Consider the following 21,549-nt stretch of genomic DNA (forward strand, 5'->3'; position numbering starts at 1 on the left):
ATTATTCATCATCTCCCTTTGGTATATACTTATCAAGATACTCGTCTCTAATTCTCTTAAGTTCTGTTCTTGGAAGTATTTTTAATAATTTCCATCCTAATTCTAATGTTTCTTCAATACTTCTGTTTGCATTAAAGCCTTGATTTACATATTCTTCTTCAAAGGCTTCAGCAAATTTTGCATATAGTTTATCAACATCAGATAAAGCTGACTCACCTAAGATTGCTGACAATTCCCTTGCCTGCTTACCTTGTGCATAAGCAGAAAATAATTGATTCATTGTATCAGCATGATCTTCTCTAGTTTTACCTTTTCCAATTCCCTTATCCTTTAATCTTGATAAAGAAGGTAATACATCTATTGGAGGCATAATACCTTTTTTATACAACTCTCTAGAAAGTATTATTTGTCCTTCTGTAATATATCCAGTTAAGTCTGGGATTGGGTGAGTTTTATCATCTTCTGGCATTGTTAATATTGGAATTTGAGTAATTGACCCTTCTCTTCCCTTAATTCTACCAGCTCTTTCATATAAAGTTGCTAAGTCAGTATATAAGTATCCTGGATATCCTCTTCTACCAGGAACTTCTTTTCTAGCAGCTGATACTTCTCTTAAAGCTTCTGCATAGTTAGTCATATCTGTCATAATAACTAATACATGCATACCTTTTTCAAAAGCTAAATATTCAGCTGTTGTTAAAGCCATTCTTGGTGTAGATATTCTCTCTATAGCTGGATCTGATGCTAAATTCATAAATAATACTGAGTTATCTATAGCACCAGTTCTTGTAAATTCATCGATAAAGAATTGCGATTCTTCAAAGGTTATACCTATAGCAGCAAATACAACTGCAAATTGTGCATCAGAATTTAAAACTGTTGCCTGTCTTGCAATTTGTGCTGCTAATTGAGCATGAGGAAGTCCTGAGCCTGAGAATACAGGCAGCTTTTGTCCTCTAACTAATGTATTTAAACCATCTATTGCAGAAACACCTGTTTGAATAAATTCTGATGGATAATTTCTAGATACGGGATTTATTGGTTCTCCATTTATATCTAATCTTTTTTCAGGTATTATATTTGGACCTCCATCAATAGGATTACCAAGACCATCAAAGACTCTTCCTAGCATATCTATTGAAACTCCGATATCTTGTGGTCTTCCTAAGAATCTTGCCTTAGTACCTTTTAAGTTAATTCCAGTTGAACCTTCAAATAATTGTACCATTGCTCTAGAACCATTTACTTCTAGAACCTTTCCTCTTCTTCTTTCTCCATTTTGAAGTTCAACTTCTACCAGTTCATCATATTTAACACCTTCAACGCCTTCAACAATCATCAAAGGGCCAACAACTTCTTTAACTGTTTTGTACTCCTTAAGCATTTAGAACCCCTCCCTTCTCTTTAATTAATTCATCTATTGTAGCTGTAACTTCTGCTGCAATGCCATCTATCTTGCTTAGTTCACCTTCTGTAATATATTTACTTCTTGCTATTTTATCTCTTAATTCTGCTAAATTTAGAATTTCATTTATATATACGCCTGCTTCTAAAGCCTTTTCTGCTTCTTTTCTAAAGAATAGTATTAATTTTAGCATCTTATATTGTTTATTAAGTGAAGTATATGTATCTACTTCATGGAATGCATTTTGTTGAAGATAGTCTTCTCTAATTGATTTGGCTATTTCCAATTTTAATCTATCTTTTTCTGATAAAGCATCTATACCTACTAAGCTTACTATTTCTTGAAGTGATGATTCTTCTTGAAGAAGAGCCATTGCTTCTTTTCTTAAAGCAGACCAATCTTCTGCTACTTCTTTGTTCATCCAATTATCTACTGTTTCTTCATATAAAGAGTAAGAATTTAACCAGTTAATTGATGGGAAATGTCTCTTATATGCAAGCTGTGCATCTAATCCCCAGAAAACCTTAACTATTCTTAAAGTAGCTTGAGATACTGGTTCTGATATATCTCCTCCTGGAGGTGAAACAGCCCCAATGGCTGTAATTGTTCCAATTCTTCCCTCTTTACCAAGACATACAGCCTTACCAGCTCTTTCATAGTAATCTGCTAATCTTGAGCCTAAATAAGCAGGATAACCTTCGTCCCCTGGCATTTCTTCAAGTCTTCCTGACATTTCTCTTAAAGCTTCTGCCCATCTTGAAGTTGAATCTGCCATAATTGAAACAGAGTATCCCATATCTCTAAAGTATTCAGCAATAGTTATTCCTGTATAAATTGATGCCTCTCTTGCTGCAACCGGCATATCTGATGTATTTGCTATAAGTACAGTTCTCTTCATTAAGCTTTCGCCAGTTTTAGGATCCTTTAGTTCTGGGAATTCATTTAAAACATCTGTCATTTCGTTACCACGTTCACCGCAGCCAACATAAACAACTATTTCTGTATCTCCCCATTTAGCTACTTGGTGTTGAACAACCGTTTTACCAGCTCCAAAAGGTCCTGGTACAGCAGCTGCTCCACCCTTTGCTACAGGGAAGAAGGTATCTATTACTCTTTGTCCTGTAACCATTGGTCCTTCTGGCTTTAACTTTCTTGCAACAGGTCTTCCCTTTCTTGCAGGCCACTTTTGCATTAAAGTTAATTCTTTATCGCCTTTTTCTGTTTCTACTATACAAACAGTGTCTGTTACTCTGAAGTCTCCTGATTTTATTTCTTTTATAATTCCTTTTATTCCATATGGAACCATAATCTTATGTAAAACTACCGCAGTCTCTTGGACAGTACCTATAACATCTCCTGCTTCTACTTCAACACCAACTTCTAAAACAGGATTAAATGTCCATAATTTTTCTCTATTTAATGAATTAACAGCTATCCCCTTTTTCAAGAAAGGCGAATCTGCTCTTTCTGCAAAAGCTTCTAATGGTCTTTGTATTCCATCAAACATTGATTCAATAAGACCTGGTCCCAATTCAATACTTAAAGGCTCTCCAGTTGATATTACTGGATCCCCTGGTCCTATACCAGTAGTTTGTTCGTAAACTTGGATAGAAGCCCTATCTTCTCTCATTTCAATTATTTCCCCGATAAGACCATTTTCTCCAACCTTAACCATATCGTGTATATTTGCATGTTCCATTCCTTCAGCAACTACTAAAGGACCTGAAACCTTAATTATTCTTCCGGTCTTCAACTTGCCTAACCTACCTTCCTATAAAATATTAACGCCAACAGCTTTTTCCACACTATCACTAATCCTTTGTAGTCCAATATTTAAGGTACCTTGATTACTTGGAATTAATATTACAGCTGGAAGTATTTTATCATTGTAACGACTAATTGTTTCTTCAATTTTTTCTGCAATTTGTTCTGTTACAAAAATTACTGCGTAATTGTTTTTAGCACAGTTATCAACTGCTCTTCTAGCTTCATCAGCTTCAACTACTGGGAATACATCTATTCCTATTGCCTTAAATGCTAAAATTGAATCTTTATCCCCCACAACAGCAATCTTTCTATCCATATATATCACGCAGCCTTTCCCTTAATACTTCCTCAGCAATATTATTTAGCTTGGCAACCATTATTATTCTTATAACTTTAATTTCTGTTTCCTTTGCATAGATATAGGATATTATTTTTTCTGGTCCAAAAGTAACTAATTTTGATTTTTTCATTAATTCCATAATATAATTATCGCTTAGCTTCTCTAATAAGCCTGCTGAGTTTGTTTTAATATATCCTTCAAAACCTTCTTCTATTAGATCAGAATATATTGTAGTCTTTAGCTTACTCATAATATTTTCTGGTGTTTCATTTAATAATGAAATCAATTTATTTTTTTCAATTGCACCACCATCAAATATTACTTCTTCAGCAAAATCTCTATTCTTATTCTGTTTCTTTAGTCTAAGTAAGGTTCTAATATTAGTAGAATCTATAATAGCCTTTACTAAATTATCGATAAATTTATAGTTTAAGCTCTTATTTATTTCTAATAATTCCTTAAACATATACTTATCAATAATTACATCTATCTTTTGTGGATCCTTAGTCTGACCAAAGGCTTCTAAAGCTTCTATTACACCTTTTCCTATATTTCCACTTAAAGTTTTATAATTATCTCCATTTATCTTGTTTTTAATTTCTTTTAGATCTAAATCCCCTAAATTTATCAACATATGAGATAAATCTTGATTAAGAACTTTTTCCTTTAAAAGAACTTTTATATTATGATAGTCATATTTTAAACTGAAAATTTTAACTATATCTTTAACTGGAGATAACTCATATACTAAATTATATACTCTACTTAATTCTGAACTTAACATTTCTTCATAGTCTTCTGGTCTTTTGACATTTACTAAGAAATTAGCATATTCTGTATCATTCAGAATTTTTAGCACTTCCTCTGCTGAAACAGCTTCTATCATTCTCTCTATTTTAGCCTTATCAAGGAGTCTTTTTTCTAAGACCCATATTCTTGATACAGCTTGGGTAAACTTCATTGTATCCATATCTTACCCTCCTTAATTAAATAATACTTTCGCCACTTCATACTCCAATTCATCTCTTAATGAATCTACTAAGGCCTCAAAAGTATTATTTATCTCTATACCATTACTTTCTAAAATAAATCCACCTTTAAAGCTTCCAGCTTCAGTGCTTAGTTTTATGTTACCTTTTTCCCCTAAAGCTTGATTTAAATCATATATAAAAGTTAAATCAACTTGTTCTAATCCATCTTTATTTAATATAAGTTTTTGCTCTCCTATTTCTCCAAGAGATAAAATTGAATTTTTAATAAATCTTAAAAAATCATCTCCCTTTATAGAGGATAATATTTCAACACTTTCTTCAAAAACCTTTTTTATAACTTCCTGTTTTGCTGCTAATTTATCATTTCTAACTTTAAGAGTCGCAGAAGAAATAATTTTTTCTTTTCTTCTTTTAGCTTCCGCCTCTGCCTTTTTTATCATTTCCTTTTCCAGCTTTCTGGCTTCAGCAGTTTTTTTAGAAAGAATAGCTTCTTTCTCTTCATTTGCTTCTGCTAATATGACTTCCTTTCTTTCTTCAGCATCCCTAAGGATTTTTGAAGTTATATTACTAATATCTGCCATAGTCGCCTCTCCAATCCTAGAATGTTTTTGTTACTAACATGAATGAAATAACGAAACCTAATAATGCATATGTTTCTACCATTGCTGATAAAATAATACCTTTTGTATTATGTTCTTCATTTTTAGCCAATATTTGAATACCTGATGCAGCAACTCTACCTTGAGCAATACCTGACCAAAGTCCTGAAAGTCCCATTACTAAACCTGCAATCATTAAATATAAACCTTGGGCAACTCCCATATCTGCAGTAAGTTTAGTAAATATCATAAATCCAATAACGAAACCATATAAACCTTGAGTACCTGGAATTAATTGAAGAACTAATGCTTTACCAAACTTTTCTGGCTCTTCTACAACTAAACCAGTCGCAGCCTCACCAACAGTACCAACACCCTTAGCAGAACCTATACCTGCTAAACCAACAGCTAAAGCAATTCCTATTGCTGCTAAAAATATTCCTCCATTATTTTCTAATAAATATTGTAACCATGTCATTTCCATTTTTAATTCCTCCTAATTTCTTCTTATTTTTACATACTTCTCTGAACTTTTAAAGGCTTTAAAAGGCTTTCCTCCGCCTTCATAGAACTTACCAAAATATTCAACGTATTGTAATCTTGCTGTATGAACATAAGCACCAAGTAATGATAATGCAAGATTAAATATATGCATAAGGACAAATAATAAAGGTCCAAATAGTAATCCCGCTATACCTGGTACTGTATTTATTAATAGATTAAAAGCACCAGCAATTGAGCCACCTGATAAGCCTAAAGCCATAAGCCTTGTGTAGGAAACTAAGTCTCCAATATATCCTGATATTCCATATAATGCATAAGCTCCTGATGCAATTTGCCCAGGCTTTGTCTTTGCATCTCTACCATTAGTTAATATTATTGTTGCCATTCCAGCAAACATAGTTATCATAAAGAATGTGCCTAAGAAGTTTGGCCAATTTAACAACTTGGCTCCTGCTACTCCCCCGATTGAAACCAAAGTTACTATCCAGGAAATCGCATCATAAAAAGCTTCCTTAATTAATCCCATTTTAATTAAAGAATAAGCCTTTATTCCAAGACCACATAAAATCTGTATAACTCCTAAAGTTAATGACAATACAATAATTGTCATAATATCATTGTTAGTATCTATAATTTTGGTTGGAAGTACTATAAAGTCACCAAAGAAGGAACCATATATTGCTCCAACAAAAATTGTAGGAAAACTTAAATAGAAGAAAAACTTCATAAAGTTTTTCATACCTTCTTCAAGCTTAAAGAACTTTAAAGCAATAGCAGTACCTAAAAGCATAAGTAATCCATATCCTGCATCTGCAATCATTAAACCAAAGAATATTAAGTAAAATGGTGTTAGAAGCGGTGTAGGATCAATCTCGTTATATTTAGGATAACTATACATACCAGTTACACTTTCAAAGGCTTGAACTAATTCTCCATTTTTAAGCTTAATAGGAACATCATTTATTTCATCTTCTTTAACTTCTTCAAATTCTAAATAATAATTTTCTTTAAGAACTTCATCGCAAACTTTTTTAAGTTTATCTTTATCTTCATCAGCAATCCAGCCTTGAATTGTTGATACGTTTTTAGTTCTTAAGAAATTATTTGAAGCTAAAGCTCTTTCAACTTTATTTGCATAATAATCATAAGCTAATTGTAGAATTTTTTGATCTTCTTCATAACTAGCTAGTTCTTCTTTAACAAAAAATTTTTTTGCCTGTAACTCTTCTATTTGATGTCTTGAATCTAAAATAAGCTTCATTGGAACATCATTATATTCGGTTTTAAATTCACTAAAACCAATTGTCCTTAAAACTTCTAGTGTTTTATCTTTGTTTTCATTATTTGTTATAATTAGAACATTAACATCATTTTGTTTTCTTGAAACAACTTCCACATAGGAAGCTTGCAGCTCATTAATTAAAGTTTCTTCATAATTCTTATCAACAGTACCTATAAAGCACTGAACTTTTGTAAGTTCTTTAATTTCTTGGAAAGAAACATCTAGGCCTTCCCAAGGCGTTAAAGCTTCAATTTCACTTTTTAACTTTTTTATTTCAGTATCTATTTTTAAAATTTTATCTTCTTGAGCTTTAATTTTATTATAGCTTTCTATCCATCTAGAATTTTCAACTTTATTTTCTAATTCATCTAATGTTAGTTCTAATTTTCCTTCCCTTAAAGCCTTTATCATAGGCTTTTTAGGCATATATACATTTAGAAATTCTAAGGCTGATTTAGCTTTAGATAAAGCTTCCTGATACTTTGCATACTCTGAATCTATATCGTATGTTAATAAGTCCTTAAATTCCTTACTTTTATCAATTATTTTCTCATCTTGTAGATTAATTAATTGAACATTCGATAGCTTATGTAATTCTCTTATTATCTTTTTTCTATCTGATTCAAAAGCAAGCAAAGTAAATTTTTTCATCTTTACTATTGCCATGACTTCACTATCCTCTCAACAATTAAATTAATAGCGTCTTTTCTTTTTTCCTCAGAAATATTTTTAATTTCAACTACCTCTTCCTCACCTTTTTTAAGTAAAGGTTCAGCTATTGAATTGCCTTCATCCTCAGCTTTTTTTAGAATTTCTATTTTCTTAGAATTTGCATCATTAATGATTTTATTATATGTTGTTTCTGCTTCTGCTTTTGCATTATTAATTATTTCTTTTGAAGCATTCATTGCTTTTTGAATAATTTCTTCTGCTTCTGCTTCTGCTTTTTTAAGTTTGCTTATTGCTTCTAATGCCAAATTCTCACCACCTTTTTGTATTATAAATTAATATTTTATGTAGTATAAATTAACCTTTATATTTAATTATACACATTTTTATATTACTTTCAATGTTTTTAATCTTTTTTTAACACAACTATAAATTTTGCTTTATTTTATTATTTTTTTCTATCTCATACTTTTTTATGTACTATTGAATTTATATTTTCTATTATAATATATATTTCAAAATTAATTTAAATTATTATTAATATTATTTATATAAAAATAAAAAAGGTAAATACCTTTACCTTTTTTATAATATTATTTAAATTTTTACGGCCTTAATAAAATGAATATCTTCCCAAAGCTTTCTTTCTTCTATCTTATAATATTTTTGAAGCAGTCTCTCATTTAATTCTAAAGAAGATTTGGACAAAGGATTTAAATTTTTAAAATTAAATTCTTTTATCTTTCCTGAAGGAAGGACAGCCATTATCTTATTATTAACAATTTGCTTAGGCTCCTTATTAATATCCCATATATAAATTTTCCCCCCAACTTTTAAATACTTTGTTATTTCTTCTAAAAGCTTTGCCTTGCTAAAACTACTCCACAAACTGCTTAAATAAAAAAACATTGTACATGTATCATAATCATTTTCTATAATATTAGTCTTATTATCTGAAGCAGCATAATCCACCGCTATTTCTCCAAAGATGTCTTTTGAAATATTATATATAACTCCAAAGCTTTCCCCTACATCAATAATATTCCCTTCTAACTTTGTATCTCTTAGGTTTAATATTAATGTTTTACTCATCCCCACTTTACCTCCCTTTAACATAACTTTCGTTTATATAATTATATTTACTTAACTTTCTTTTCATTCCTTTTATTTTTAATTAATATTACTGAAATTAATATAATTATAAAAGTTATAATAAAGGCCCATATTACATAAGGTAAATTAAATTTCTTATTAAAATTACTATTGTTTAATGTATATAATGATCCAAAACCACTATCTAATATATAAAATCCTTCATCACAGAACTTAATTTTCTCTATTTTACTTTCATCTCCTAAATTTACTATGGCTATTAAATTCCCTTTTGGGCTCATGGAATATAAATCTCCTGATTTATTGTCTGAAACTATTAAAGTATCTTTTTCAAAATATTTTCCTTCTTTATCAATAGCCAAGCCATTTAAAGCTGCCACATCTTTATATTGATATATTGGAGCATCTGGATTATTACTTATATGATTTTTTATTAAAAACTTATGGGGTTCTCCATCAGTAAATCTTGGAGAGCTTATTGGATCTCCTCCACTATAATCAGGCCAGCCATACCACCTGTCTCCATTAATTTCATATATATAATCTTTATCATTTTTTATTCCTCTTACTGTTGTATCCAACATTCCTCCTACTATGGCAATTATTTTGTCTTCACTGCTAATATCCCATCCAGCAATATTTCTTATTCCATGAGAAAACAATGAAAGCTCTTCTGTTTTTAAATCATAAGTTATTATAGCAGCATTTCCTAAAACCTTTCCTTCAACAGTTTGTCCTTTTTCACTACTGATTGAATAAGGCGAAAAAGCACCTGTTTTTGCTTCTCCATAATTATCTCCAACTAAGATCCAATTATTTGTTGGAATTTCAAAGGCTTCTCCCTTTTTATTTACTATGCCATCATTTGTATTGCTGCCAATTGCAAAATATAATTTATCATCCTTTAATAATAAATTTACCTTTTTATTCATTCCTTGATTTGGGATATTTATTACTATTTCCTTATAATTATTTGTTGTTAAATCATACTCTAATATTCTGTTATCAGTTGCTATGTATAATTTATTCTTATAATACAATATATCTAATATATCAAATTTACTATCTTTAATAATTACATCATTATTTCCATTTTTATTAATTATTTTTAATGTATCTTCAAAGGCTATATATAAATTTCCTTCATCATCAAAATCAAAACTTCTAGCATCTTTTAATCCTTTTACCTTTATTGATAAATTAATATCTTTATTAATAATCTTAAAATCATAACTATTTTTAAATTTATATATTCCAAAAGATATAGAAACTATAATTAATGCAGCCAATAAAAATTTAATAAATCTTTTCACAAAATACCCCTCCAATAAAAAACAAATAAAAAATGTGTTATTATGTTTAATTTATATTTATAAATAAATAAATTATTACTTCTTAATACTATAAATTTACATTTTGATTCTTATTAAAAGTATTTATCTAATGTCATATTCTCTTTAAAAATAGAATAGATATAAATGTATTAAGGGGGGTATTACAGTGAAAAACAGCAGTTTCTTTAAAAATTCTTTTGTATTAACATTATCTAATATCACAACTGGAATTTTGGGTTTTATATTTTCAATTTACTTATCAAACCTTATTGGTCCTGAGGGAATGGGGCTATATGGCCTTGTAATGCCAGTATACAACTTATTTATATGTTTAATGACGGCAGGTATAATTGCGGCTATTTCTCAAACTTCAGCCATATATAAATCAAAAGGAGAATATAATAACATACATAAAACCATTAATACAGTTGCAAGTTTTAATATTATTTGGTCAATATTTATAGGTATTTTAGTATTCTTTCTTGCCCCTTATATTAGTAAATATGGCATTCATGACATTAGAACAGTTAATGCTATTAGAGTTACTACCCCTGCCATGGTATTTATTGCTTTGTCAAATATATTAAAAGGGTATTTTTATGGCGTTTCAAAAATAACAGTTCCTTCTATTATTGATATTTCTGAAAAAGCCATGAGAATTATTGTAATTACCTTGCTTATATATTTTTTTAAAGCTAAAACCATTACTTCCTTAGTAACATTAGCCTATGTTTCTTTAGCTATTGGTGAATTACAAAGTTTATTATTATTATATATTTACTATAAATATCTAAAAAACAAAACACCAATAAACAGCTTAAAATCAGAAAGAAGATCTCAACTTTTATTTAATGTTTTAGTTATTGCTCTGCCTTTATGTTTAAATGGTTTTTTAGGAAACTTATTTTCAACCTTTTCAACACTATTAATTCCAAGAAGATTAGTTCATGCTGGTTTTGATAGTACAACAGCTTTAGGCTTAATAGGTAAATTTAATGGTATGGCCCTAAATATAGTTGCCTTTCCATTAATAGTTGTGGTCTCAATAAACTCACTTATAGTTCCTGATCTCTCTGAAACCTTAAGTAAGGGAGATTATTATAATGCAGCTGTAAGAATAAAAAAAGTTATGAAAATAGCTTTTTTACTGGGCTTAGCTACAACTGTTACCTGCAATATAATTCCTGATTCCCTTGGTAAAATGTTTTATTCAAGAGATGACCTAGGTAATTATATTAAAATAATATCTCTTAGTGCACCCATATTCTTTACTGCAAATACAATGTTTGGGATTTTAAACGGATTAAGCAAACAAGGTGTGATATTAAAAAATTCATTAATAATTTCTATTTTAGAAATTATTTGCTTATACTTCTTAATTGGAATTACAAAAATAAATATTGTGGGGTACGGAATTACAATTTTTATAACTTCCTCTTTAAGCTTATTTATTAATCTTAGGGAAGTAAAAAAGCATATGGATTTACCTCTTTCCGTAACAAATATAATAATATATCTTTTATTAACAATATTAATTTTTATAGTTTATAACATGTTTACTAATTTATTTTTAAGAAATCTATTTATCATTAAAAACATAGTTGTAGCTGTCTTAACATTCTTAACTTTTGCCGGCCTAAGTTTCTTTGGAGTGGAAGAAGATTAATTCAGTTGAGAGTTCACAGTACATGGTTTAGATTAATTTTCAGATTGTCTAAAATCTAGAAACATAATGCAGAATTTACAATATAGGATGAATATATTTTGCTATGTAAAACTTAAAATAAAAAATCTCTGTTGTAAAAACAGAGATTTTTTATTTCCATACTTCCCTATTATATGAGTTGCTTTCTTAATCTTCTAGGTAGGTATCTAATTATTCTTGGTGAAATTAAATCTAAGTCTCTTTTTCTAATTCCACCTAGATATATCATAAGTACAAGGTATATACTTCCCCCTATAGTTATTAACACTAAAGTTATAATTGCCATTATAACTTTTCCTCCACCAAGGTTTTCTGCTATTTTAATTATTGGAAATTTACAAATATATATTACTATTGTCATTATAATTGAACATATTAATGGAACTATAGCTTGCCTTATCATTGGAACTTTAACTCTAAAGGAGCGTTCTATTTTTCTATGATTTATTATAGCTGGTATTAAATAGGATACAAAAGTTGCTATTGCAGCTCCAGCCACATTTAAAAACGGAATTGGTATTAAAATAATATTTAAAATAATTTTTACTAATAGCCCTGCTGAAACAGATGCTATTATTACATAAAGCTTGTTTATTCCTTGAAGAATAACATTTTGTATTGTTGTTATTGACATTAATATAAGCAATGTAGAACCGTAAGTAACTAATTCATGTCCTGGTGAACCATTAAACATAAAGGCATATATTTCTTTACTTAATATAGCTAAACCAAAAGTTGCTGGAATTACTATAATGTAAGAAATTCTAAAAGAATAGGAGGTTTGCCTTCTAAGATCTTTCCTATCTTTACGGATGAAAGCTTCAATTATTTTAGGAAAAATTGATGTTCCAAGAGCAGTTACTATTGCAAGAGGTACATAAATTAAAGTTTTATAATATGAAAGGACTGCTGATAAATTATCAACTTCTGAACCTAAACCAGCCTTTTTTAATAAAACTCCAAGAGTAATAGTATCTATTACTCCTGCAAAATTTTGTACACCTGCTACTATACATATGGGTATAGCATAAGAAAAAAGTTTCTTAACTATTTTTTTACTATGTATTCTCTTTACAGCTGAATCATGTTTTTTCTCAACTTCTTCTTTATAATTTCTTTTTTCAAATATATATATTATATATATTATAGCAACAACTGCGCCTAAGGATGTACCTATTGTTCCTCCAGCACTTCCCCATCTTAAATCCTTTGTTATAAAATATAGAATCGCAGCAAAAACCAAGCTTATTATTACATTTATAAACTGCTCTATTAGTTGAGATATAGCTAGAGGTTCCATATCTTCCATTCCCTGCATATATCCTCTATAAGCCGCTATAATAGCCGCAAATATGAGAGCCGGAGTCAAAAATATAAAGGTTAATGTAGAATTTTCTCTATTGATTATTTTTGCTACAGGAACAATTATAATTAAAAATATTGCTGATATAGCTATAGCAATTAAAGTAAAATATTTTCTTGCTAATTTCATAGCTTTCAAAGAATCTTTATAATTTCCAAGGGTTCTATATTCGGTAACTACCTTAGTTACTGCAGGCTGGATGCCTAAGCTTGTAACTGCTATTAAGAATACAAAAATATCGTATCCAGCAGTATAAATTCCATAGCCTGTATCAGTAAGTACATAAGTTAATAATGGTACATATATAGCTGATAATAATTTCCCTAAAATACTGGCAACTGATAATATTAAGAACCCATTTCCAGTTGACTTTTTATCCATTCCCAATCTCACCTTTTTATATTATAAATTTAAAAACATCTTTCTTTATCTTCTTTAAAACAGGTGGTAGACTTTCAGTTACTGTTTTATTGGTAAGATAATTCAATTTATCTGGTGCATTTCTAAATATAAGCTTATATGCATACAAATATTGATAAGTTAAACCAAATTTATTTGCAAAAAATGAATTAAGCTTCTTATCTCCATACTTGTTATCTCCTATTATAGGTGTTCCAAGATGAGCCAAATGAGCCCTAATTTGATGACTTCTTCCTGTAATTAAATTAATTTCAAGTAATGAATAGGCTCCGTTTGTTTGAAGCGTTTTTACTTCCATTGCTATTTCTTTAGTATCTTTAATTTTTTTATCATATACTTTTGATATATTTTCCTCTTCATTTTTACTTATGTAACCTTTGTATAATCCATCCTTTATTTTCCCCTTAACTAAAGTAGTATAATATTTTTCAACTTTCCCCTCTCTTATCATTTCATTCATAGTTCTTAAGGCTTCAAAATTCTTACCGAATATTACTATACCTGATGTATTTCTATCTAATCTATTACATGGGGCAGGAGTAAAAGTTATCTCCTTCTCCGGAATATAATCTCCCTTATCATTTAAATAAGATAATACATAATCAGTTAGACTGGCTTCCCTTCCCTTTTGATCTGGATGAACCAAAATATTAGGCCATTTTTCCACTATTAGAATATTAGCATCCTCATATGTTACCTTAATTCCTTTAGCATCGACTTTAATAAAATTATCTTCTTTTTTCTCTTTTGTACTTTGAATATATCTAATTTCTACTAGATCATCAATTTCTAAAGTATAGTTTTCTTTTTGTTTTTTACCATTTACTCTAATATCACCTTTTCTTAAGGCTTTAAATATTCTACTTAATGGCACATCTTTTAGTAGTTTTCTTAAAAATTTGTCAAGTCTTTGACCGGCCTCATTTGTACCTATTTCTATTCTCAAACTAATCACTCCTAGTTTTTTCGTATATTAGTTATTTTTCTCATTGTTATAGAATAATATTAATTTAGTTTCTTGTCAAATAATCAAAAGCCATTTGACACTGTATTGCCACTCCAATTGGAAGACATTCCTCATCTATATCAAATAAATTACTATGAGCAGGATGAACTATATTCTTTTCTTTATTAGCACAACCTAAAAAATAAAAAACTGATGGTACTTCATTTGCAAAGTATGCAAAGCTTTCTACACCCATTTTAGGATACTTTTGTAATAGAATATTTTCCTTTCCTATTATTTTTTCTGCTGATGAAATAAAAAAATTCTTAGTTTTTTCATCATTATATAAATTTGGATAAGAATCCTCTATTTTTATGTCTGCTTTAGCTCTATAGCTATTACATATTCCATTAACTATATTTATTATTCTTTCTTTAACAAAAGCTCTATCTTCTTTGCTCATAGTTCTTATAATACCAGATATTTTAACTTCCTCTGGTATAACATTTGGAGCTGTTCCTCCATGAATACTTCCAACAGTTATAACTGCTGGATTCATAGTATTAATTTCTCTACTTCTTATTGTTTGCATTGCAATAATAACATGACTTGAGATTATTATTGGATCTACTGTAATATGAGGATAAGCTCCATGTCCACCGAAACCCTTTATAGTTATTTCAAAAGCATTAGATGCAGCATTTACTACTCCTGACTTTAGCATTATAGTACCGCATTCTATAGTTTCATCTACATGCAATCCCGAAATACAATCTACCTTTGGATTTTCTAAGACTCCCTCTTCTATCATAAATCTTGCTCCACCTATAGTCTCTTCAGCCGGTTCAAAAATAAGCTTTATATTACCACTAAAATGATGCTTATTTTTATTTAATATCTTTGCCGCTCCAAGTAAAATTGTCATATGTGCATCATGACCACATGCATGCATTCTTCCCTTTATTTTTGAAGAATAATTACAACTCTTTTCATCTTGTAAAGGTAAACCATCGATATCTGCTCTTAAAGCTATTGTTTTTATATTATTAGACGAAGCTTTTGTTCCTCTTATTATTCCACATACCCCAGTTTTTGCATATTCTTTGTATTCAATGTTTTCTTCCATTAAAAACTTCTTAATATATTTTGAAGTTTCATATTCTTCCATCCCTATTTCAGGATATTGATGAAGTCTTCTTCTTATACTAATTAATTCATCTTTAATTCTTAATGCTTCATCTTTAAAATTCATTAATTTACCCCCAAATAAATTAATTGATACAAAGCTCAATAACATCTCCGTCTTTTATCTTTGCTGTATAACCAACATTTTCACCATTTAAAGTTAAATTAACCTTCCCCTTTACATTTGAAAGGTCATAATCTACGTAATTAAATACATCTATAATTATATAGTCTTTTTTGTGAGAAAGTGTTAATTTTTTGTTATTAAATATTACATTAATTATTTTTTTATCTATTTCTTCATTTTTCATTGTTGGTTTATCTTTATTTTCTTCATTAATTGTGACCATGTTATCACTAATAGCTTTAATTATATTTAATCTTTCTCCTTCTACCACTATATAATCATCTTCTAATTTTATACCATTTTTCCCTATTTCAACTTTTTCTTTTAATACATACTCTTTAATATCTTTAATGGTTTTAGGAAGAATAAAGCTTATTTCATCATTTTCTTTTATTTCATAATCTAAAGTTTCTTTTTTATGATTTACTATAATTATTGGTTCTAAATTTATAAGTTTATCATCCAAAAATATTCCTATAGTATTTAATTCTCTTATAACATCCTTAATTTGAACTTTTGCATCTTTTCCTTCTTTTGCATAATCTATTTCTATAATATCTCCATATTTTATATGCTTATCTAAACTTTCAATATTATTATTGACTCTAATTACTGGGTATTTTCCCTTTTCTCCAAAAGCAATACGTTTTACTCCATTTAATTTATATCTTAAATTCTTACCATTCTTAACAATTAACATATTAGGATTAATTCCTGCATGAATAATCACATCCATTACCGTAAGCTCATGGGAATTAAACATGCTTACCGTAGAACCGTTTAATATTACATCAATAAAATTTTTATTTTCATTTTTTAAAGCCACTAAGGCTATTCCTAAAACTGTTACTCCTGCTGAGCCTAAATCATTTTTACTAATACATTCTATTACTGATTTTCTATCTTTAATTGCTATTCTTTGAACTGGCATATTTAACTTTTCACTAAGCTCTTCTATTATGCCAGGAGTATGAGCTCCTCCTCCAACTAAAAATAAAGCGCTTGGAGACTTATTGCCATTTAACTCTATTATTTTTGTTGAAATACCTTCTGCTATTTTTGATACTATAGGTTTAATAACTTTTCTTACATCATCAGCCTGTATTGTATTTTCTAATCCCAAAACATCTATATATGTAATTTCTTTTCCTAGATTTATCTGCCTTTTAATATTTTCTGCAGTATTAAAGTCAACTAAATACTCTTGTACTATAGCTTCAGTAACTTCATCCCCTGCTTGAGGTACCATTCCGTAAGAAGAAACTGTATCCTTTGAACTTATAGCTATATCTGATGTACCTGCTCCAATATCTACTAAAGCTATATTTAATAACCTTAAATTTTTAGGTACGACTGCTTCTATTGCTGCAATAGGCTCTAAAGTTAAATTACTGACACTTAAGCCTACTTTATTCATTACTGTATATAAGGAATCAACTACAGACCTTGGTAAAAATGTTGCAATAACATCTACAGAAGCATTTTCCCCTTTATGTCCTTGTAAATTAGAAATAATATATCCATTTAAATAATAATTTTTAACGGAATATCCAACACAATATAGCTTTCCTCCGGTACTTTTATTAATTTCTTTTTCAGCTTCCTTTAAGGCTATAAGCTCTAACTTTCTTATATCTTCCTTATTGATTTCCTCATCTTCATTTAATTCTGTAAATCCACTTGCATTAACAGTTCTTAAAAATCTACCTGCTGCTGCTATTGATACAGTTGACGGCTTAATATTAACTTCCTTTTCTATTTCATCAACTATTTTTTTTACACTTTTTGCAACTAAATCTATATCATGAATTTGTCCATCTATCATTGCTCTTTCTTCATGCTCTACATATTTTTCAAAAATAACATGAAATTTATTTTCCCTAACTACTCCTACAGTACCAATAATTGAACGAGTTCCTACATCCAGAGCAAATTTAATATCCTTTGAATTTATATTCTCCATTCTACCACCCCTTAAAACAATCGATAATTGACAATTGGACAGTTGACAATTGATAGAATTTTTACTTTTTCATAAAAATTTGTAATATCTTTCACTATATTAAATTATACAGTCTTTATATTTATTAGTGAATAGCTTAATTCATCATAGATAATATATTATTTTCCATGAGCACCTTTATAGAAAAACTTCTATATTCTTTATCCTCAAAGACTATTTTAACCGCATCTCCTTTTATTTCGCTAATATATCCCTTTCCATAAGTCTTATGATACACCATATTTCCTACTTTTAGACCATAATCTTCCCTGCTTTCTATTTCCCTAAATTCTCCTTCTAAAATAAATCTTGAGACTTCTCTAAATCGTCCCTGCTGTTTTTTAGGGGAATATATGTATAAATTTTCTATCGCCCTTGTAACTCCTACATAAAAAAGCCTTCTTTCCTCTTCAAGATTATTTTCTATAGAGGACTTATGAGGAATTGTTTCTTCTACTGCATTTATAATAAAGACATTTTTAAACTCCATTCCTTTAACTCCATGGATAGTACTTAATATAACTCCTTCTTTAACTCCCTTGCTTATCTCTAATTCTTCCCTTACCCTCTCAATATGCGTTAAAAATTCAACTATTGTTTTAAAGTCGTTAGCTAAAGTTTTAAATTCCTCTAATATTACTTCAAATTCTTCTAAATTTTGTTTATATCTTTCTGCATACTCCTTTAAATAATCAATATATTTTAAATCTGATATTATATACTGAATAGCTGTTCCTAAAGATATTTTGTTTAAATATAATATCTCATTTCTTAATTCCTCAAGTTTTTTACATTGATAAGGAACCATATCATTTTTATCTATTAATATATCAAAGGCAGATTTATCTTCATAGGACTTTCTTATATAATCTAAATTGGCCTTGCTGATATATCTGAAGGGTTTATTAATTATTGATAAAAAACTTTCCCTGTCATTTATGTTAATAGCAAGCCTTAAATAGGAAATAATATCCTTGCAAATAAAATGATCATAGAAATTATAACCCTTATCTAAAAGAACAAAGGGGATATTCCTTCTTATAAAGGTATTTATCAAACTCATAGCTTCCATATTAGTTCTATATAAAATTGCATTATCACTTAAACTTCCTTTAGTTTTTTCTAAAACCTTTGAAATTTCTTCCCCTTGAATACTTTCATCAAAGGGTGTCGAAAATTTTATTATTCCATTACTCTTCTTAACAGCCTCTATTTTCTTCTTATTTCTACTTTTATTATTAGAAATTATTTTCTTTGAAACTTCAACAATATTTTTGCTGCTTCTATAATTAATAGATAAATAAACCTTTTTTCCCCCCTTAAAAATTTTATCAAAGGCTACCATATATTCCGGCTTAGAACCCCTAAAGCTATAAATGCACTGATCTTCATCTCCCACTGCAAAAATCGAATTATCTTTATTAATTAATTTTAAAAACTCCATTTGTAATTCATCACAGTCTTGAAATTCATCTACTAAAACATACATAAATAATTTTCTATATCTATAAAGTATATCTTTATTTTCTTTAAACAAATTTATAATTTTTATAGATAAATCATCAAAATCCCATAATCCATTATTAGACTTATATTCTTCATATTCCTTTAAACACTCTTCAAAAATATCCCTAGGCATAGTTGGACTATATTCTTCTATTTTCTTTAAGGATGTTTTAAAAAGGGATATATTATTTAAAACTTCTTTTATTTTATCTTCACTTACATCATCTGAATATTTTGTAAGAACAGACATTATTATCTTATAACAATTAGCTCCATTAATAATTTTGACATTATAGCCCTCTCTTAAGAGTATCTTATAAAACAGTCCATGAAAAGTTCCAAAAAAGGGAGCCTTTTCCCTGTTAAATAAATTTTTATATCTGCTTCTCATATTATCAGCAGCTGCTCTTGTAAAGGTAATTACTATTATATTAGCTATATTAATATTTAAATCTACAACTAAATGATTTACCCTATTTATAATTACGGTAGTTTTTCCTGAACCAGGAGCAGCAACTACAAGTACATTTCTATTTTTTATGTAAACTGCTTCTTTTTGATATTTGTCTAACTTAATAATAACAATCTCTCCTTCTGCCTTTAATTATTACCCTTATTATAAAATTAATTACTATATTGTAATAATTTCTTTATCATTGTAAAATATTATTATTGTATTTGTATATTCATTAGATTATTTTATATAATCATTTTAATATAAAAGGAGAATAAAATGGAAAACTTAATTAGATTTGATGTCACTAACGAACGTAATCTTACTATGTTAGTAGACTTCTATGAGCTTACAATGGGAAACGGATATTTTAATAAAGGTGTTCAAGATAAAATAGCATACTTTGATATGTTTTTCAGAAAAATTCCTGATGATGGCGGATATTGTATTATGGCAGGCGTTGAACAGCTAATACAATATTTAAATAACTTAAATTTTACTAATTCAGATATAGAATTTTTAAAAAGTAAAAATTTATTTTCTGAAGAATTTTTAGAATATTTAAGAAACTTTAAATTTGAATGCGATGTTTGGGCAATTCCAGAAGGTAATTTTGTTTTTCCTTATCAACCTTTAGTTACAGTTAGAGGCCCTGTTGTACAGGCTCAATTTATTGAAACCATGCTTTTACTTACAATAAATCATCAAACTCTTATTGCAACTAAAGCAAACAGAATTTGCAGAGCTGCTGCTGGCAGGACGGTAATGGAATTTGGTTCCCGTAGAGCTCAAGGCTATGATGGAGCAATTTATGGTTCAAGAGCTGCCATAATAGGCGGATGTGATTCTACTGCTTGTACAATATCAGATAAATACTTTAATGTTCCTGCTGTTGGAACTATGGCTCATAGCTGGGTTCAATTATTTGATTCTGAATATGAAGCCTTTAAAGCATGGGCAGAAAGTTATCCTGATAACTGTTCACTTTTAATAGATACTTACAATGTTTTAAAATCTGGATTACCAAATGCAATTAAGGTTTTTGACGAAGTATTAAAACCTTTAGGAAAGAGACCTAATAGTATTAGAATAGATTCTGGTGACATTGCCTATCTAACCAAGAAATGCAGAAAAATATTAGATGATGCTGGTTATAAGGATTGTAGAATATTAGTTTCTAACTCCTTAGACGAACATATAATTAGAGATGTATTAAATCAAGGAGCATGTATCGATGCCTTTGGAGTTGGCGAAAGATTAATAACAGCAAAATCTGAACCTGTATTTGGTGGTGTTTATAAATTAGTTGCAGTTGAAAATGATGATAAAATAGTACCAAAAATTAAAATTAGCGAAAATACAGAAAAAATTACTAATCCAGGCTTTAAGAAAATTTATAGAATATTTGATAAAGATACTGATAATGCTATCGCTGATCTTATAACTCTTCATGATGAAGTAATCGATGAAACTAAGCCATTAGAAATCTTTCATCCTATTGAAACTTGGAAGAGAAAGAGAATTACTAACTTCTATGCTAAAGAATTGATGGTCAAGATTTTTGACAAAGGTAATTTAGTTTATAAGAGTCCTTCAGTACTAGAAATAAAAGAATTTTCTAAAAAAGAAAGTAAAAAAATGTGGCCTGAAATTTTAAGATTTGAAAATCCTCATACCTATTATGTTGATTTATCTCAAAAGTTATGGGACTTAAAGCAAGAATTACTTCATAGGGGTAGCTACTAATAATAAAGAATTTTAAGTAATAAAAAAGATATGTTTTCATATAAAAATAACAGTTAAGAGTAATTTCTAAATAAATTGAAACTTTCTTAA

Annotated in this window: 17 protein-coding genes; 2 read left to right on the forward strand and 15 right to left on the reverse strand. The window is 28.8% G+C overall.

What is annotated here, in order from left to right; translation table 11 throughout:
- Position 1 precedes the first annotated feature (1 nt).
- From BEN51_RS09810 to BEN51_RS09855, 10 genes are all read right to left on the reverse strand, one after another.
- The gene (locus tag BEN51_RS09810) at positions 2-1,384 is read right to left on the reverse strand and encodes a V-type ATP synthase subunit B (protein ID WP_119865888.1); all 1,383 of its coding nucleotides are present in this window, start codon (positions 1,382-1,384) and stop codon (positions 2-4) included.
- A complete protein-coding gene (locus tag BEN51_RS09815; RefSeq protein ID WP_119865889.1) occupies positions 1,377-3,158 on the reverse strand; it encodes a V-type ATP synthase subunit A in 1,782 nt (593 codons plus the stop codon). The genes BEN51_RS09810 and BEN51_RS09815 overlap by 8 nt, the downstream gene beginning before the upstream one ends.
- 18 nt (positions 3,159-3,176) lie before the next feature.
- Positions 3,177-3,488, reverse strand: coding sequence for a V-type ATP synthase subunit F (locus BEN51_RS09820; protein WP_164704104.1), 312 nt, complete (start codon positions 3,486-3,488; stop codon positions 3,177-3,179).
- Complete coding sequence (locus BEN51_RS09825) at positions 3,481-4,482, reverse strand: V-type ATP synthase subunit C (RefSeq protein ID WP_119865891.1); 1,002 nt, start codon at positions 4,480-4,482, stop codon at positions 3,481-3,483. Before BEN51_RS09825 ends, BEN51_RS09820 begins: the two co-directional genes overlap by 8 nt.
- Before the next feature lie 12 nt (positions 4,483-4,494).
- Positions 4,495-5,085 (reverse strand): V-type ATP synthase subunit E, encoded by a 591-nt coding sequence (locus BEN51_RS09830; protein WP_119865892.1) that lies wholly within the window; start codon positions 5,083-5,085, stop codon positions 4,495-4,497.
- Positions 5,086-5,101: 16 nt separating this feature from the next.
- Positions 5,102-5,587 (reverse strand): V-type ATP synthase subunit K, encoded by a 486-nt coding sequence (locus BEN51_RS09835; protein ID WP_119865893.1) that lies wholly within the window; start codon positions 5,585-5,587, stop codon positions 5,102-5,104.
- 12 nt (positions 5,588-5,599) lie between these two features.
- Complete coding sequence (locus BEN51_RS09840) at positions 5,600-7,555, reverse strand: V-type ATP synthase subunit I (RefSeq protein WP_119865894.1); 1,956 nt, start codon at positions 7,553-7,555, stop codon at positions 5,600-5,602.
- Positions 7,546-7,866, reverse strand: a complete 321-nt coding sequence (locus BEN51_RS09845) for an ATPase (protein WP_236906201.1) — start codon at positions 7,864-7,866, stop codon at positions 7,546-7,548. The genes BEN51_RS09840 and BEN51_RS09845 overlap by 10 nt, the downstream gene beginning before the upstream one ends.
- A 289-nt stretch (positions 7,867-8,155) precedes the next feature.
- Positions 8,156-8,650 carry a hypothetical protein gene (locus tag BEN51_RS09850; RefSeq protein WP_119865895.1) on the reverse strand — a complete coding sequence of 165 codons (495 nt, stop codon included), beginning with the start codon at positions 8,648-8,650 and terminating at the stop codon, positions 8,156-8,158.
- A 47-nt stretch (positions 8,651-8,697) separates the two neighbouring features.
- A complete protein-coding gene (locus BEN51_RS09855) occupies positions 8,698-9,984 on the reverse strand; it encodes a PQQ-dependent sugar dehydrogenase family protein (protein WP_119865896.1) in 1,287 nt (428 codons plus the stop codon).
- Positions 9,985-10,171: 187 nt separating this feature from the next.
- Here BEN51_RS09855 and spoVB point away from each other — a divergent pair, with 187 nt between their 5' ends.
- On the forward strand, positions 10,172-11,671 hold the full coding sequence (gene spoVB, locus BEN51_RS09860; protein WP_119865897.1) for a stage V sporulation protein B: 1,500 nt from the start codon (positions 10,172-10,174) through the stop codon (positions 11,669-11,671).
- 169 nt (positions 11,672-11,840) lie between these two features.
- Here the strand turns inward: spoVB and BEN51_RS09865 are convergent, their stop codons facing one another.
- The 5 genes from BEN51_RS09865 to BEN51_RS09885 form a co-directional block, all read right to left on the reverse strand.
- On the reverse strand, positions 11,841-13,454 hold the full coding sequence (locus BEN51_RS09865) for a putative polysaccharide biosynthesis protein (protein WP_119865898.1): 1,614 nt from the start codon (positions 13,452-13,454) through the stop codon (positions 11,841-11,843).
- 16 nt (positions 13,455-13,470) lie between these two features.
- Positions 13,471-14,439, reverse strand: a complete 969-nt coding sequence (locus BEN51_RS09870; protein ID WP_119865899.1) for an RluA family pseudouridine synthase — start codon at positions 14,437-14,439, stop codon at positions 13,471-13,473.
- Between the two features lie 64 nt (positions 14,440-14,503).
- Positions 14,504-15,691: a M20 metallopeptidase family protein gene (locus tag BEN51_RS09875; protein ID WP_119865900.1), complete on the reverse strand. Its 1,188-nt coding sequence runs from the start codon at positions 15,689-15,691 to the stop codon at positions 14,504-14,506.
- Between the two features lie 19 nt (positions 15,692-15,710).
- Complete coding sequence (locus BEN51_RS09880; protein WP_119865901.1) at positions 15,711-17,714, reverse strand: cell division protein FtsA; 2,004 nt, start codon at positions 17,712-17,714, stop codon at positions 15,711-15,713.
- Positions 17,715-17,850: 136 nt separating this feature from the next.
- A complete protein-coding gene (locus BEN51_RS09885; RefSeq protein ID WP_119865902.1) occupies positions 17,851-19,839 on the reverse strand; it encodes an ATP-dependent helicase in 1,989 nt (662 codons plus the stop codon).
- Positions 19,840-19,992: 153 nt separating this feature from the next.
- On the opposite strand from BEN51_RS09885, the gene BEN51_RS09890 reads away from it, so the two are divergent.
- On the forward strand, positions 19,993-21,459 hold the full coding sequence (locus BEN51_RS09890; RefSeq protein WP_119865903.1) for a nicotinate phosphoribosyltransferase: 1,467 nt from the start codon (positions 19,993-19,995) through the stop codon (positions 21,457-21,459).
- Positions 21,460-21,549 lie beyond the last annotated feature (90 nt).

Source organism: Clostridium isatidis (assembly GCF_002285495.1).
Classification (GTDB): Bacteria; Bacillota; Clostridia; order Clostridiales; family Clostridiaceae; genus Clostridium; species Clostridium isatidis.

Coding starts and splice junctions, on each gene's coding strand:
- BEN51_RS09890 (WP_119865903.1), top strand. CDS start 19,993: ATGGAAAACTTAATTAGATTTGATGTCACTAACGAACGTAATCTTACT.
- BEN51_RS09840 (WP_119865894.1), bottom strand. CDS start 7,555: ATGGCAATAGTAAAGATGAAAAAATTTACTTTGCTTGCTTTTGAATCA.
- BEN51_RS09875 (WP_119865900.1), bottom strand. CDS start 15,691: ATGAATTTTAAAGATGAAGCATTAAGAATTAAAGATGAATTAATTAGT.
- BEN51_RS09830 (WP_119865892.1), bottom strand. CDS start 5,085: ATGGCAGATATTAGTAATATAACTTCAAAAATCCTTAGGGATGCTGAA.
- BEN51_RS09835 (WP_119865893.1), bottom strand. CDS start 5,587: ATGGAAATGACATGGTTACAATATTTATTAGAAAATAATGGAGGAATA.
- BEN51_RS09880 (WP_119865901.1), bottom strand. CDS start 17,714: ATGGAGAATATAAATTCAAAGGATATTAAATTTGCTCTGGATGTAGGA.
- BEN51_RS09825 (WP_119865891.1), bottom strand. CDS start 4,482: ATGGATACAATGAAGTTTACCCAAGCTGTATCAAGAATATGGGTCTTA.
- BEN51_RS09820 (WP_164704104.1), bottom strand. CDS start 3,488: ATGGATAGAAAGATTGCTGTTGTGGGGGATAAAGATTCAATTTTAGCA.
- BEN51_RS09810 (WP_119865888.1), bottom strand. CDS start 1,384: ATGCTTAAGGAGTACAAAACAGTTAAAGAAGTTGTTGGCCCTTTGATG.
- BEN51_RS09865 (WP_119865898.1), bottom strand. CDS start 13,454: ATGGATAAAAAGTCAACTGGAAATGGGTTCTTAATATTATCAGTTGCC.
- BEN51_RS09850 (WP_119865895.1), bottom strand. CDS start 8,650: ATGAGTAAAACATTAATATTAAACCTAAGAGATACAAAGTTAGAAGGG.